The organism is Caballeronia novacaledonica, from assembly GCF_900258035.1.
Lineage (GTDB): Bacteria > Pseudomonadota > Gammaproteobacteria > Burkholderiales > Burkholderiaceae > Caballeronia > Caballeronia novacaledonica.
Window position 1 is genome coordinate 41,054 of record NZ_OGTP01000011.1, and the last position, 15,079, is coordinate 56,132.

At 65.3% G+C, this 15,079-nt stretch carries 12 protein-coding genes; 5 read left to right on the forward strand and 7 right to left on the reverse strand.

The features are described from left to right. The first annotated feature begins 117 nt into the window (after positions 1–117). Positions 118–534 (forward strand): YciI family protein, encoded by a 417-nt coding sequence (locus NOV72_RS17085; RefSeq protein WP_106855786.1) that lies wholly within the window; start codon positions 118–120, stop codon positions 532–534. Here the strand turns inward: NOV72_RS17085 and NOV72_RS17090 are convergent. The 3 genes from NOV72_RS17090 to NOV72_RS17100 form a co-directional block, all read right to left on the reverse strand. Beyond that, positions 531–1,724: a thiolase family protein gene (locus NOV72_RS17090; protein WP_106855787.1), complete on the reverse strand. Its 1,194-nt coding sequence runs from the start codon at positions 1,722–1,724 to the stop codon at positions 531–533. The genes NOV72_RS17085 and NOV72_RS17090 overlap by 4 nt on opposite strands. A 13-nt stretch (positions 1,725–1,737) precedes the next feature. Further along, the gene (locus NOV72_RS17095) at positions 1,738–2,445 is read right to left on the reverse strand and encodes an SDR family oxidoreductase (RefSeq protein ID WP_106855788.1); all 708 of its coding nucleotides are present in this window, start codon (positions 2,443–2,445) and stop codon (positions 1,738–1,740) included. An 80-nt stretch (positions 2,446–2,525) separates the two neighbouring features. Beyond that, complete coding sequence (locus NOV72_RS17100) at positions 2,526–2,954, reverse strand: MarR family winged helix-turn-helix transcriptional regulator (protein ID WP_106855789.1); 429 nt, start codon at positions 2,952–2,954, stop codon at positions 2,526–2,528. A gap of 343 nt (positions 2,955–3,297) precedes the next feature. Between NOV72_RS17100 and NOV72_RS17105 the strand changes: the two genes are divergently transcribed. After that, on the forward strand, positions 3,298–4,455 hold the full coding sequence (locus NOV72_RS17105) for a branched-chain amino acid ABC transporter substrate-binding protein (protein ID WP_106855790.1): 1,158 nt from the start codon (positions 3,298–3,300) through the stop codon (positions 4,453–4,455). 4 nt (positions 4,456–4,459) lie between these two features. Here the strand turns inward: NOV72_RS17105 and NOV72_RS17110 are convergent, their stop codons facing one another. Further along, positions 4,460–5,386 carry a LysR substrate-binding domain-containing protein gene (locus NOV72_RS17110; RefSeq protein WP_106855791.1) on the reverse strand — a complete coding sequence of 309 codons (927 nt, stop codon included), beginning with the start codon at positions 5,384–5,386 and terminating at the stop codon, positions 4,460–4,462. Positions 5,387–5,515: 129 nt separating this feature from the next. On the opposite strand from NOV72_RS17110, the gene NOV72_RS17115 reads away from it, so the two are divergent. The 3 genes from NOV72_RS17115 (at position 5,516) to NOV72_RS17125 (ending at position 9,155) form a co-directional block, all read left to right on the forward strand. Beyond that, positions 5,516–6,670, forward strand: coding sequence for a methionine aminotransferase (locus NOV72_RS17115; protein ID WP_106855792.1), 1,155 nt, complete (start codon positions 5,516–5,518; stop codon positions 6,668–6,670). 23 nt (positions 6,671–6,693) lie between these two features. After that, a complete protein-coding gene (locus tag NOV72_RS17120; RefSeq protein ID WP_106855793.1) occupies positions 6,694–7,476 on the forward strand; it encodes an ABC transporter substrate-binding protein in 783 nt (260 codons plus the stop codon). Positions 7,477–7,583: 107 nt separating this feature from the next. After that, a complete protein-coding gene (locus NOV72_RS17125; RefSeq protein ID WP_106855794.1) occupies positions 7,584–9,155 on the forward strand; it encodes a DHA2 family efflux MFS transporter permease subunit in 1,572 nt (523 codons plus the stop codon). A gap of 30 nt (positions 9,156–9,185) precedes the next feature. Here the strand turns inward: NOV72_RS17125 and NOV72_RS17130 are convergent, their stop codons facing one another. The 3 genes from NOV72_RS17130 to NOV72_RS17140 form a co-directional block, all read right to left on the reverse strand. Continuing rightward, positions 9,186–9,623, reverse strand: coding sequence for a DUF29 domain-containing protein (locus NOV72_RS17130; RefSeq protein WP_181291088.1), 438 nt, complete (start codon positions 9,621–9,623; stop codon positions 9,186–9,188). A gap of 90 nt (positions 9,624–9,713) precedes the next feature. Further along, on the reverse strand, positions 9,714–13,412 hold the full coding sequence (locus NOV72_RS17135) for a DUF748 domain-containing protein (protein ID WP_106855796.1): 3,699 nt from the start codon (positions 13,410–13,412) through the stop codon (positions 9,714–9,716). A gap of 189 nt (positions 13,413–13,601) precedes the next feature. After that, positions 13,602–15,065, reverse strand: coding sequence for a DUF1254 domain-containing protein (locus tag NOV72_RS17140; RefSeq protein ID WP_106855797.1), 1,464 nt, complete (start codon positions 15,063–15,065; stop codon positions 13,602–13,604). Positions 15,066–15,079 lie beyond the last annotated feature (14 nt).

Consider the following 15,079-nt stretch of genomic DNA (forward strand, 5'->3'; position numbering starts at 1 on the left):
ACGCTTAGGACAGAATTTCACGCGCATATGTCGTTCTCATGCGATGTTGCTCGTCGTATTGTGCGAGCGGGCCGAAGACGCCCGACACCAATACACTCTTTTCAAGGAGCAATCCACATGCGATTCATGATGCTGATGATCCCGCGCGGCTACGAAAGCGCGCAACCGGGCACGATGCCGAGCGCGGACGCCGTCGCCGCGATGATGAAGTACAACGAGGAATTGCAGAAGGCCGGCGTGCTGCTCGCGCTCGACGGGCTGCATCCGCCGTCGATGGGCGCGCGCGTCACGTTCGAAGGCGGCAAAGCGCGCGTCACCGACGGGCCGTTCGCCGAAGCGAAGGAAGTGCTCGGCGGCTACTGGATGCTTCAGGTGAAGTCGCGCGAGGAAGCGATCGAATGGGCGAAGCGTTGTCCCGGATCGGACACCGAGATGATCGAAGTGCGGCAGGTCATGGAAATGGACGACTTCCCGCCGGACGTGCAGCAGGCCGCGGCGGGATTCGACGAGATGCAGCGTAAAGGAAAGGCTTAAGCGATCGCCTCCAGCGCGAGCGCGATGCCCTGTCCGCCGCCGATGCACAGCGTGACGATGGCGCGCTTCACGCCGTCGCGGCGCATCGCGTGGGCGAGACGCGTCGTGAGCACCGCGCCGGTCGCGCCGATCGGATGACCGTGCGCGATCGCGCCGCCTTCCACGTTGACGATGTCTTCCGGCACGCCGAGCGTCCGCGCCACGGCGATCGGCACTGCCGCGAAGGCTTCGTTGATCTCGAAGCGCTCCACGTCGCCGAGCGTCCATCCCGCGCGCTGCAACGCCTGTTGCACCGCGGGCACCGGGCCGAGCCCGAACATCCCCGGTTCGACCGCCGCCACGCCGAACGCCGCGAGCCGCACGAACGGCTCGATGCCGCGCGCCTCGGCTTCCTTGCGGCTCGTCACGATCGTCGCCGATGCGCCGCTGTTCAGCCCCGGCGCATTGCCCGCCGTGATCGCGCCGTCGGGACGAAACGCCGGGCGCAGCTTCGCGAGCGTCGCGAGCGTGGTGTCGGGACGCGGCTGCTCGTCGCGCGCGAACGTGACGGTTTCGCGGCCCGCCTTCACGTCGATGCCGACGATTTCCGCATCGAAAGCGCCGTCCTTCTGCGCGGCCGCGAACAACTGCTGCGAACGCTCGGCCCAGCGGTCCTGCGCTTCACGCGTGATATCGAGCTTCGTCACGAGGTCTTCGGTGTGCCAGCCGGAATGCTCGCCGGAGAAGGCATCGACGAGCCCGTCGCGCAGCATGCTGTCGTAGATCTGCGCGTTGCCCATGCGATAACCGCGCCGCCCGCCGTCGAGCAGATAGGGCGCGCGGTCCATGTTCTCCATGCCGCCCGCGATCGCGAGCTTCGCGACGCCCGCCGCGATGTCGGTCGCGGCCGTCGCGATGGCTTGCGCGCCCGAACCGCACACGCGATTGACGGTCAGCGCCGGCACGGAAACCGGCACGCCGCCGCCGACCGACGCCTGCCGCGCCGGATTCATGCGATTGCCCGCCTGGATCACGTTGCCGAACACGACCGAATCGATCGACGCCGGATCGAGCGCGCCGCCCGCGCGCCGCAGCGTTTCCGCGATCGCCGCCGCGCCGAGATCGACGGCGGGCGTGTCCTTCAGCGCACCGTTGAACGCGCCGATCGCCGTGCGCACCGGATGACACAAAACGATGTCTTGCACAAACATGTCGATGCCTCGCTTAGCGTGAAACGCCGGTCAGATAGAGCGGCTTGTCGGTGGAAAGCGACTGCTTGACGGCGCGGCCGGTTTCATCGACGAGCACTTCTTCCTGGTTCTTCTCCAGCGCGGCGAGCACTTCGTTCACCACGTGCTGCGTCGTCGACTTCGGCGCGGTGACGTGCGCCGTCATGTCGGTATCGATAAAACCGGGATGCGCCGCCACCACGAGCGTGCCCTGCTCGCGCAGTTCCGCGCGCAGGGCGTTCGTGGCCGCCCACGCCGCCGCCTTCGAAATGTGATACGCGCCGCCCGCCGGCAACGAGGCCCAGCTCAGCACCGAAAGAACGTTGACGACCGCGCCGCCGCCGTTCTGCCTCAGCGCGGGCGCGAACGCCTGCGTGAGCGCGATCGGGCCGAACGTGTTGATTTCGAGCAGATCGCGGATGCCTTGCGTCGACGCCGGATCGGTGAGCAGGCCGAGCGTCGACACGCCCGCGTTGTTGACGATCACCTGCACGTCGGTATAGGTCGCGGCCGCTTCCGCGGTATCGGCGGCGTTGGTCACGTCGAGGCGGATCGCTTCGACGCCGGGAATATCGACGCTCTTCGGATCGCGAGCGGCGGCGTACACCTTCGACGCGCCCGCTTCGAGCAGCGACTTCGCGAATTGCTTGCCGAGGCCGCGATTGGCGCCGGTGACGAGAACCACCTTTCCTTTGATCTGCATGCTGCGCTCCGTCTAACTGTGCATATACACTAAAACGATACGAAAAAAGGCTCGCGCGCGGCGAGCCTGCTCGATGTCACTCACTCCATCGTCGTCAGTTCGAAGAGCGACTGGCGCAATGCCTTCGCGCGCTTTTCGCCGAACTTCGCTTCGAATTCCGCCTGCGCCGCGCGCCATTGCGCCGACGCCTTCGCGAGCGTGTCCTTGCCGGCCGCCGTCAGCCGCAACCCGACCGCGCGCGAACTGGCCGATTCCTGCGTGGCTTCGACGAGGCCGTCGCGCTGCAAGGGCTTGAGCGCGCGTACGAGCGTGGTGCGGTCCATGACCATTGCGTCGGCGAGTTCGGCCATCTGCACGCCGGGCCTGCGCCCGATCGACGCGATGATCGTGAACTGCGCCGCCGTGATGCCGGCCGCGTTGATATGCCGCTCGTACATCTGCGACACGTAACGCGCCGCCTGACGAATCGCGAAACAGTTGCAGTCGAGAGGAGAAGAGCTGGAAGTCATGCCGAACAGGATATGAGTGCATATACACTTTGTCAAGCGGCGGATTGCCGATCGAGGCAGCAGTCACGGCTCCGGGGTGGACGGGAATCGTCGTGCGCGGCGCGGGGGCGAAACGCGCCGAGCCTCTCCCGGCGTGCGATCGGGGCGCATCGGCGCTGTGCCGAAATCCGCATTTGACGCGCGACTAAACACCAAGACGCGGCCAAATTGGTTTTCTACATTGCGCATGTCCGCTGCCGGTGCCGGCCGTGCGCGAAGTGGCTGAAGCAGAAAAGCCCGTCTTGCCGGCACTGAACCGGTTCGTGTTCCATTCGATTGCCAAATCAAAAAGGAGAGGAAAACCATGCGCTTCCGTACCAGACCTTTGGCATGGCTCGTGGCGTGCGCCACGGCCAGCTTCGCCGCTGCGCCCTTCGCCGCGAGCGCCGCCGACGAACTGCCGGTGAAAGTGGGTTTCGCCGCGCCGCTGACGGGCGCGAACGCGGGTTACGGTAAAGACCTCCAGAACGGCGTGCAACTCGCGCTCGACGAAGCCAACGCGAAAAAGATCACGATCGGCGGCAAGACGGCGAAGTTCGAGATTCGCGCGGAAGACGATCAGGCCGATCCGCGCGTCGGCGTGCAGGCGGCGCAGAAGCTCGTCGATGACGGCGTGGTGGTCGTCGTCGGACACTTCAATTCGGGCACGACGCTGCCCGCCTCGCCAATCTACAACAGCGCCGGCATCCCGACGATCGATCCCGCCGCGACCAATCCGACCATCACGACGCGCGGCCTGGAGAACATGTTCACGGTGATTTCGAGCGACGCGCAGAACGCGGGCAACGCCGGCGTCTATGCGGTCACGACGACGAAGGCGAAGCGCATCGCGATCATCGACGACCGCACGGCCTTCGGTCAGGGCGAAGCCGACGAGTTCGAGAAGGCGGTGAAGGCGAAAGGCGGCACCATCGTCACGCGCGAGTACAGCGACAATCAGACCGTCGACTTCAGCGCGCAGCTCACGCGCATCAAGGCGACGAACGCGGATCTGATTTTCTTCGGCGGCCTCGACCGGCAGGCGGCGGCGGTCGTCAAGCGGATGAAGCAGCTCGGCATGAACGCGCAATTCGTGGGCGGCGGCGGCGTGATGGACGCCGATTTCCTCAAGCTCGCGGGCGATGCCGCCGAGGGCGCGCAGGCGTGGGAATACGGCAGCCCGCTCGACAAGCTGCCTGAAGGCAAGGCGTTCAGCGACAAGTTCCAGAAGCGTTTCGGCGTCGCGATTCTTTCGTATGCGCCGTTCGGCTACGACGCCGCGTGGGCCGCGATCAACGCGATGCAGAAGGCCAATTCCATCGATCCGAATGTGTACCGGCCCGTGCTCAAGACGAACAAGTTCGAAGGCATCACCGGACCGATCGCTTTCGACAGCAACGGCGCGCTGAAGAACGCGTCGTCGACGCTGTATCAGGTGAAGAACGGACAGTGGGCGTCGGTCGTCACCAAGCACGGCATGTGACGCTTCAGGCCTGCGCGGCGGGCGCGCGGGCCGCGAGCCGCTCGCGCGTGCGCGCCGCCTCGTCGCCCAGCCATTGCGCGAATTGCCGCAAGGCGGGCGACGGCGCGGGCCGCTCCGGATACGCGAGGTAATACGCCGCGCCGCTCGTCACGCACAGCGAGAACGGCGCGATCACGCGCTTCGCGCGCAAGTCTTCCTCGATCAGCGAGACATCGCCGATCGTCACGCCCAGACCCTGCATCGCCGAGGACATCGCCAGATCGAGCGTGTCGAAATGCTGCGCTTTCGTCGACGGCAGGCCCGTGTAGCCATACGCGGCGAGCCAACGGAGCCAGTCGCGGCGGTCGCGCGTGGGATGCAGGAGCGTCTCGCCCGCGAGATCGTCGGGCGCGGGCGCGGCGCGCTGCTTCGGCTTCCACAATTCGGGCGCGCAGACCGGCGTCAGCACTTCATCGAACAGATGATGCACGGTGACGCCCTTGAGCGACGGCGCAGCGCCGAAGACGATGGCCGCGTCGAACGGCTCCGCGCCGAACTCGACGCCGTGCGACACCGACGCCGTGACTTCCACCACCAGTTCCGGCCGCTCGTTCTGCAGGCGGATGACGCGCGGCAGCACCCAGCGCATCGCGCAGGTCGGACACTTCACGCGCAGAATGCCGGATTGCGCGCCGCCTTTCGCGAGCGCATCGTCGATATGGGCGAACGCCTGTTGCAGCGGCGCGACGAGCAGCGCGCCGTGCTGCGTCAACGCGAGCCCGCGCGCCTGCCGCGTGAAGAGCGCATAGCCGAGATGCGCCTCCAGTCCGGCGATCTGGCGGCTGACCGCGCCCTGCGTCACGTTCAGCACCTCGGCCGCGCGCGTGAAATTCAGTTTTTGGGCGACGACCAGAAAGGTCTTGAGCACATCGAGCGACGGAAGGGGTTTCATCGGGTTTTTGGCATGTAGCCATGATCTGCAAGCATGGCTAGTATGACAAAGTTTCGATTGTCCGCGCTTTATTGCCGCGGTTGAATCGACGGCAGTCATCGCCGAACCGTAATACCGGAGACACTTGCCGTGCACAGCGCCTGCATTCCCGAGTCGAAGCTGCCGAACGTCGGCACGACCATTTTCACCGTCATCGGCCAGTTGGCCGAGGAGCATCACGCGCTCAACCTGTCGCAGGGCGCGCCGAACTTCGCGTGCGATCCGAGGCTGATCGAAGGCGTCGAGCGAGCCATGCGGGCAGGACATAACCAATATTCGCCGATGTCCGGCGTGCTCGCGCTGCGCGAGGCGATCGCCGTGAAGACGCACAAGCTGTACGGCGCGCAGTACGATCCGGGCACGGAAATCACCGTGGTCGCAAGCGCGAGCGAAGGTCTGTACGCGACGATCAGCGCGCTCGTGCATCCCGGCGACGAGGTGATCTACTTCGAGCCTTCGTTCGACAGCTACGCGCCGATCGTGCAGTTGCAGGGCGCGAAGCCCGTCGCGATCAAGCTCTCGCCGGAGAATTTCCACATCGACTGGGACGAAGTCGCCGCCGCGATCACGCCGAAGACGCGCATGATCCTCGTCAACACGCCGCACAATCCGACGGGCAGCGCGTTCACGTCCGCCGACATCGAACGGCTCACCGCGCTCACGCGCGACACGAAGATCATCGTGCTGTCGGATGAAGTCTACGAGCACGTCGTGTTCGACGGCGCGCCGCATCACGGCATGGCGCGCTATCCCGAGCTGGCGGAGCGCAGCGTGATCGTGTCGTCGTTCGGCAAGTCGTATCACGTGACGGGCTGGCGCGTCGGCTACTGTCTCGCGCCCGCCGCGCTGACGGCCGAGATCCGCAAGATTCACCAGTTCATGACCTTTTCCGCCGATATGCCCATGCAGATGGCGTTCGCCGAAGCGCTCGCGGACGAATCGAGTTATCTGAATCTCGGGCCGTTCTATCAGCACAAGCGCGATCTGCTCGCCGAAGCGCTAAAGGACTCGCGCTTCGAACTGTTGCCGAGCGCGGGCAGTTTCTTCATGCTGGCGCGGTATGACGCGATCTCGAACGAATCCGACAGCGACTTCGTGCTGAGCCTGATCCGCGAGGCGCGCGTCGCGACGATTCCGCTGTCCGCGTTCTACACCGACGGCACCGACAACCACCTGATCCGTCTTTCGTTCGCGAAGGACGACGACACGCTCATCGAAGGCGCGCGCCGCCTCGCATCGATCTGACGATTTCTCTGGAGACCAACACGATGAAACTCAAACACATCGCCAGCGCCTTGTTCTTCGCGTGCACGTTCGCAAGCGGCGCGGCGCTCGCCGCCGATACGCTGCGCTTCGGACTGGAGGCGCAATATCCGCCGTTCGAATCGAAATCGTCGACGGGCGAATTGCAAGGGCTCGACATCGACGTCGGCAATGCGGTCTGCGCCGCCGCGAAGATGCAGTGCAAGTGGGTCGAGACGTCGTTCGACGGCCTGATTCCCGCGCTGCAAGGCCGCAAGTTCGACGCGATCAACTCCGCGATGAACGCCACCGACCAGCGTCGCCAGGCGATCGACTTCACGACGGTCGTGTATCGCGTGCCGACGCAACTGATCGCGAAAAAAGGCAGCGGCCTGGAGCCGACATCGGCATCGCTGAAGGGCAAGAGCGTGGGCGTGCTGCAAGGCTCGATTCAGGAGACGTTCGCGAAGGCGCACTGGGAGAACGAAGGCGTGAAGGTCGTGCCGTATCAGGATCAGAACCAGGTGTATGCGGATCTGAAGTCCGGCCGTCTCGATGCCACGCTCGTGCTCGCGCCGGCGGGACAGACCGGCTTCCTGTCGAAGCCGGACGGCGAAGGCTTCGCGTTCGTCGGCGCGCCGGTTCGCGACGACAAGATTCTCGGCAGCGGCATCGCTTACGGCGTGCGCAAGGGCGACGATGCGCTGAAGACGAAGCTCAACGCGGCGATCGAGAAGGTCAAGGCGGACGGGACCATCGACAAATACGCGAAGAAGTATCTGGGCAACATCGACATTTCGGCGAAGTGACGCGGCGGGCTCAGCAGCTTTTTTTGAGCACAGGCACACTGGCGGCTTGACCTTCTTCGGCCGCGGCGCGCGTATCGCGAGTTCGCGGCCTCGAGCATGGGAGCCGCATGAGCACGCCGACGACGTCCAGTCCCGCCGCCGCACCGCCCCCGCCGCTCCAGGGCGGCCAACTCGTGCTCGCCACCTTCGCGGTGGCGCTCGCGACCTTCATGAACGTGCTGGATTCGTCGATCGCCAACGTCGCGATCCCGACGATCTCCGGCAATCTCGGCGTGTCCGTCAACGAGGGCACGTGGGTCATCACCGTGTTCGCGGCGTCGAACGCCGTCTCCATTCCGCTGACGGGCTGGCTCACGCAGCGGCTCGGGCAGATACGCCTTTTCGTCGGCGCGATTCTGATGTTCGTGCTGTCCTCGTGGATGTGCGGCCTCGCGCCGAATCTGCCGGTGCTGCTGTTCGCGCGTGTGTTGCAGGGCGCGGTCGCCGGGCCGCTGATTCCGCTGTCGCAGGCGATTTTGCTCGGCTCGTATCCGAAAGAGAAATCGTCGATGGCGCTTTCGCTCTGGGCGATGACCGCGACCGTCGGCCCGATCGCCGGTCCCGCGCTCGGCGGCTGGATCACGGACAGCTATTCGTGGTCGTGGATCTTCTACATCAATATTCCGGTCGGCATTTTCGCGGCGGCGGTCACGTGGATCATCTATCGCGAGCGCGAATCGCCGACACGCAAGGCGCCGATCGACGTGATCGGTCTGCTGCTGCTCGTTTCGTGGGTCGCGTCGCTGCAGATCATGCTCGACAAGGGACGCGACCTCGACTGGTTCTCGTCGCCGCTGATCGTCGTGCTGGGGATCGTCGCGGTCATCGCGTTCGCGTTCTTCGTCGTGTGGGAGTTGACTGACTCGAATCCCGTCGTCGATCTGCGGCTGTTCGCGGGGCGCAATTTCTTCGGCGGGACGGTGGCGATTTCCGTCGCGTATGGCGTGTTCTTCGGCAATCTCGTCCTGCTGCCGCAATGGATGCAGCAGTATCTGAACTACCGGTCCGTCGATGCGGGGCTCGTCACCGCGCCGCTCGGCATCTTCGCCGTGATCCTCGCGCCGGTGATGGGCAAGGTTTTGCCGCGCAGCGACGCGCGCATCATCGCGACGGCGGCGTTCGTCGGCTTCGCGTTCGTGTTCTGGCTGCGCTCGAAGTACGTGATCGAGATCGACACGTGGCATCTCGTGCTGCCGACGCTCCTGCAAGGCATCCCGATGGCGATGTTCTTCGTGCCCCTCACGGCGATCGTGCTGTCGGGCTTGCCGCCGTCGAAGATTCCGGCGGCGGCGGGGCTGTCGAATTTCGCGCGGGTGTTTTGCGGCGCGGTGGGCACGTCGCTCGCGGGCAACGCGTGGGATAACCGCATCGCGCTACATCACGAGCGGCTCACGGAGCAGGCGAATATCTATAACCCGGCGTTTTTGCAGTCGCTCGGGCTGTCGCAATCGACACTCGATGTCAGCGAGGCGCAAGCGCGCGGCATGTTCAATTTCACCGTCAACTCGCAAGCCGCGATGATGGGCTTGAACGATATCTTTCTGATCTCGGCGGTGATCTTCATTCTGATCATTCCGCTGATCTGGGTTACGAAGGTGGCGAAGGGAGGTGGCGGCGGGGCGGCTTCGGGGGCGCATTGAGGGGCGAGGCGGCGGCTCGCGCGTTGGCTGCTACCCGGGCAAAAAACCGTCCTCGAGCACGGCTGACACCGGCCAGGGACAAACCTCCGGAAACGTGTCGAAGTCGATGCCCGTCTCCGCCTCGGCTTGCGTTCGCGCTTTCGACCAGACCAGATCGAGCCACTGGATATCGTCGAACCGTCGCCTCAAACTCGGCGCTTCTTTCAACACGAACAGCGCTTCCCTTCGCTGCGTGCGAATCGTACTCGTCCAACTCCTGCTGCGCCGTTCCGGCTGAAATTGCCATTTGAGCAGATGCGCGAGCAGCACCGCCAATCTGCTTCGTAGTTCGCGTGATTCAGTTTTCCCCACGTCCTCGATTTCCTCAGCAATATGCTCGATATCGATGGACGCAAGTTTCCCCGCACGCAGCAGCGCGGCCTGTTCTTCGGCCCACGCCACCACGTCCTTCTCATAAGGCGTTCCCATCGGCTGACTCCCGTTCTCTTCCTCGTTCCCGGTGTCGCCGATATTAGTTTGCATTCCTTTGTTCATACAGATCGTCCGTTTGGCCAACGCTCACTTCAAGCCCAGTTCCACGCGCGAGCCCGCGCCCTTGTCCTTGATGTCGTCGGCGCTCATCTTCGGTGCGACGACGAATATCCGGCTGCTGTCGATCTTCCCGTCGAAGTACTCCTGCACCGCCTGCGCGCGGCGTTGCGCCAGATCGCGCAGCGATCCTTCATCCACCGGAGCGTTCTTCGTCAGCGCCGTTTTCATGTCGCCATCGGGCACGCTCTTCGTCATGCCGATGAAGTTCGTCGGCTTCTTGAAATCCGCCGACTTGTACACCTTCGTCAGATATTTGTCGTAGTCGGCATCCGATATCTTGATCGCGTTCCAGTCCACGTTCGCGCCGTTGTCCGACATGTCGCGCACCTTCGCGCGCTTGACCTGGCCGTCGAGCCACGCGGCGCGCAACGCCGGCTCGTCGGTCTTCGGATCGACGCGGCCCGTCACATCCATCCGCACCGACGGCTTGTCCACGAGCGCCTTCGCAATCGTGTCGAGCTTCTTCTGCGCGGCATCGTTCAGCGTGGCCGAGCCCGCATCGAATTCGATGTAATTGAGATCCTCGCCGCTGCCGCCGCCGAACGCGTGCGCGAGCAGCGTGAACGGCGCGGTCACCGCTTTCTGCACGAGATTCACGATCGCCTGCCACACGAGCCCGCCGATCGAAAACTCCGGATTGTCCAGCGACCCGGAAATCGGGATGTTCACGTCGATCTCGCCGCGCGAGTTCTTCAGCAGCGACACCGCGAGCCGCACCGGCAGCTTCGTCGCCGTCGAATTGTCGACGTGATCGCCGAACGTCAGTTGATCGATGAACAAGTGGTTGTTCGCCGTGAGCTTGTTGTCGGCCAGCATGTAGTGAAGGTCGACGTTGAGCTTGCCCTTCGTGATCGGATAGCCCGCATACTTCGACGAATACGGCGTGAGGTTCGTCAGCTCGACGCCGTGCGCGCTCGCCGTCAGATCCAGCGCGGGCTTGTCGATCAGCGGATTGATTTGCCCCTTGATCGACACCGGCCCGTTCGCCGCCAGTTTCGCCGCTACATCGACGGGCGCGGGCGTCGTCGAATGCGTGCCGAACGCGCCGATCGTGCCGTTGATCGCGACGAGATTCGCGGTGTAGTTCGGCTTGATGAAGTTGTCGGTGTAAGTCACGCGGCCGTCCTGCAACACGAGCTGGCCGAAGCGCATATTGACCGGCGGCCCCGAATTCGAGGCGGTTTTCACGGGCACCGTCGTGGGCGCGCTCGCCGCCGGCGGCGCGGACGCGCCTTCCGCCTTCGCGCTGCCGCGCGTCACCGATTGCGGTCCGCCCTCGCCCGCCACCACGCTCTTCAGGTTCAGCTTGCCCTGCGCGTCGAGCAGCACGCGGCCGTAGAACTTCGCGAAGGTCACGCGCGCCGCCTCGACATCCGTGCCGCGCTCGCCGTAGTTCACCTTCACGTTCGTCAGGCCGAGCAGCTTCCAGCCGGCGAAACGGTCGGACGTCGCCTTGTCGAGCATGCGCACGTCCGACAGCGACACATCGCCCTTGTACGACGCCGCGAGCGTCTTGCCGCTGCCGGACATCGCGACATCGCCGTTCGCGTTCAGAAACGCGCTCGTCACTTCGATGTTGAGCTTGTCCCCGAAATACGGCTCGAACGCGGAGGCATCGACCTGATCGCCCTTCACGTGCAGCGCGAGCTTGAGCGGCGTGACCGTGACATTGCCGCCGATCGCGAGCGCGCCCTTGCCGTTCAACGTGAGCTTGCCATCGACGGCGAGCGGCTTCGTCAGATCGTCGCTGAACTGCTTCACGTTCACCGCGAGCGGCGCGACGCTCAGCTTGACCGGCCGCGCCGTGGATTCGTCGGTGATATTCGCCGACGCATCGGCGAGCGAAATCTCCCCGATCCGATAGCGCCACGCCGGGCCGGCCGCCTGCGCCTTCTGAATCTTGTGCGTCGCGGTCTGCTCGGGCGCGGCTTCGTGCGGACCCGCGAGCGCGGCGAGATCGATGTTGCCGTCCTTGTGGCGCGTCGCATCGAGCGCGAGACCGTTCAGTTGCACGCTGTCGAGCGCCGCGTTGCGCGCGGATAAATCGACCTTGCCGATCTTCGCCACCGCCGACGCGAGCTTGACCGGCGCGCCGCCGCCCGCATTCGGCGTGAGCGTGAGCGCTTCGAGCTTCACGTCGCCCGCGCCGACCTGCACGCCGCCATCCGGCTTGCTCCAGTCGACCGAGACCGGCAGATTCGCGCCGAGCGTGCCGCTCGTGACCTGCGCGGCCATCAGGTTCGCGAGGTACGGCTGCAGCGGCGGCAGCGCCAACGCGCTCAACGCCAGCTTCGCGTCCGCCGTCTTCGCGACGAGGGACACGTTGCCCGATGCATCGAGCGCGCCGCCCTTGTCGAATGCAGTCTTGAGCGTGTACTTCGCGGGCGTCTTTCCGAGTGTCGAGAAATCGTCGAGCGTCACGGCGAGGCCGGTCAGCGCGCCCTGCACGCGCGCTTTAAGCAACTGGTCGTCGAGCGCGATCTTGCCGTCGGTGATCGCCACGTGGCGGATCGCCAGATCGAGCGGCGGCGCTTCCTTCGCCTCTTTCCGCGTCTCTTCCGCCGACGCCTTCGGCGCGGGACCGGCCAGCTTCTGCACGTTCAACTGCCCCGCCGAATCGCGCGCGAGATGCACCTCGGGATTGGCGAGCGTGACTTCGTCGAGGTGATAGATACCGCGCAACGGCTCCGCGTTCGCGATCTTCACGTGCAGCGCGCGAGCCGCGACGAGCGGCGCGTTCGCCTTGTCGGTGACCGCGAGATCGGCGAGATCGGCGGTGCCTTCGATGCGGATCGTCGGCGTGTCGCCCGAGATCGCGAAGTTCACGTTGAGATCCGTCGAAAGCTTGCCGCTCTTCACCGCGACAGGCACCGAGGACGGCGCGTAAGACGCCATCTGCGGCACGTCGAGGCCGTCGAGCGTGAGCGCGATCTCGGATTCGCGCGACTGCGCGAACGGCTTCGTGCGCCCTTTCACGACGAGCGGCGAGCCGTCGATGCGCGCCTGTAACAGCGGCGTCACGAAGATATCGGTCGCGGACGGCAAGGTCGCGACGAACGGAATGCCGAGCGCGAAGCGGTCGATCACGTGCTTGGCCTTCAGCAACCTGTCATCGAAGGTGATCTGGCCGTTTTCGAGGCGGATGTTCGAGACCGAGAAGCGCGCGGGCTTGTCCGAAGGCGGCGACGACGGCTTCGAGAACTTCGCGATCAGATCGGAGAAATTGAAATGCTCGCCGTCGAAGCGCACGACGTTGATGCGCGGCGAATCGATTTTCAGTTCGTTGACGACCGGCGCGAGTCTGAACACCGACGCCCACGACGTGCGCACGACGAGCCGCGACACATCGACGAAATCGGGGGAAGCGCCCGGCGTCTTCGCGAGATTCGCGGGCGATTCGCCGATGTGCACGCCATCGGCTTCGAAATCGAGCGTGTACGGATTGAGCGAGATGCGCCTGATGCTGACCGGGCGGTCGAGCTGCGCCGCGAGTTGCCGCTCCGCGATATGCCGGATGACCGGCGGCGCGACGAAAAACCCGAGCGCGCCGATCACGAGTATCGCGATCAGCAAGCCGATGAAGATGCGCCGCGTGCGCCGCGCGTGAACCACGCCGCGCAGGGTTTGACCGGCGGAAGCAAGAGAAGACTTGGTGATGCTTGACATTCGATGCGCGGCGACGAGCCGCCCGTATGAGCGCCGCCCGAGCTTCGCCGTCCCGGAAAGATGATGTTCGAGTATACGACGAGGCGGAGCGCAAACGTTGCCCGAACCGCGTATCAAAAACATAAAGGCCGCGAAAAAATCGCGGCCTCTATAGTCATGCTTCGGACTTATTGCTGTCGAACGGCTGACTCACTGCCGCTGGACAGGCGGCGGCGCCCATGTGCCGTCGCTCGCTTGCGGCTTCGGCGCATAGAGACGCATCGCGAGCTGGAATTCGCCTTCGGGCACCGGTAGCCAGTTCGACGCCTGCGCGCGCCCCGGCGACTTCGCCGACACGATCACATCGACGGAACCATCGCGATTCTTCTTGAGCCGGTCGCGGTCGGAAAGCGAAAGGCGCGGCAGCGTCTCGTCGGCGAGCGCGCCATCTTTCGTGTAGGCGGTGATCGTCCAGAAGCCGCGCACCGGCGGCAACTGATCGGGCGCGAAGTGCAGCGTGTAGGCGTTCGCGCCGTTGAGCGCATGGCCTTCGCTGTCCACGCGCGCGACCGGTTTCACTTCGCTTTCCTTCGTGCTCGTCGCGGTCTGACGGCGCGCGAGATACGCGCGCAATGTGTAATCCGTCCCGTAAATGCCGACGCCGTCGCCGAACCAGGTCCAGCCGTTCTTCGTGATCGCGTTCGGCGGCACGCTCGCGAGCCGCTCGCGCGCATCGGCGAGGCCGGAATCGAGAAGCGGCGCATCGGTCTTCTTGAACTGCACCGGCTCGCCGGGCTTCACGCCGAGATCGGCGAGCTGGCTCATCGCGTGGGCGTCGTCGGTGGCAGCGGGATTGTCGTCGAGCGAGCGGGCAAGGCGCGCGAAAAACGCGTTGGCCTCGAGCGCTTCTGCCTGTGCGCCCGGCGCGACCGTCGCCAGCGCGGAGGGCAGCGGCGGCACCGCGGGCTGCCGCGCGCCGTTCGCGGGCCACGCGCCGGCGACGGCGGGCGTCGGATCGGCGACGGAGCCTTTCGCGGGCGTCAGCGTGTCGATGCGCATCGACGTCTGCAGCTTCCTCGCCTCGCGCACGTCGCGCGGGCCATTCACGCGCACGCGCACCGAGAGCCAGACGTAACGCGTGCGCGTTTCGACGCGCGTCGCGTTGGCGGGCAGCGTGCCGGTCCAGCCAGCGGGCACGAACGCGATCAACTGCATCTTCGGATACGGCGTCGTGTCCGCGCTGGAATAGAGCGCGTTGGTCCAGGCATCGAAGGCGCGGGCGTCGAGATAGCGGCCGCGCGGCGCGGCGGGCAACGAGACGATCACCGGATCGGCGGAGATATCGAGCCACGCCGCCGATTCCAGCGTGTCCACGCTCGGCCAGCCCGCCGCACCGGCGGGAGGCAGCGCGCTCGCGTGACGGAACGTGTTGAGCGGCGCCTGGCCGGGCTGCCCCGCGCGGCCGGTTGCACGCTCGCGGGCGATATCGGTGGCGACGAGCGGAAAGCCGAACGTGTAGGAATCGGCGACCTGATTTTTCACCCAGCCCGTGGTGGTCGGTTTCAACTCGGGCTGTCTGGTCGCGCAGCCAGTCAGGACCGCCATGCCGGCGAGACTCACGCTCATCCAGATCGCGGTGTTGAGCGGAAGCGTCCAGCGTCGGTTGTTCTTCATTCGAATGGAAATCC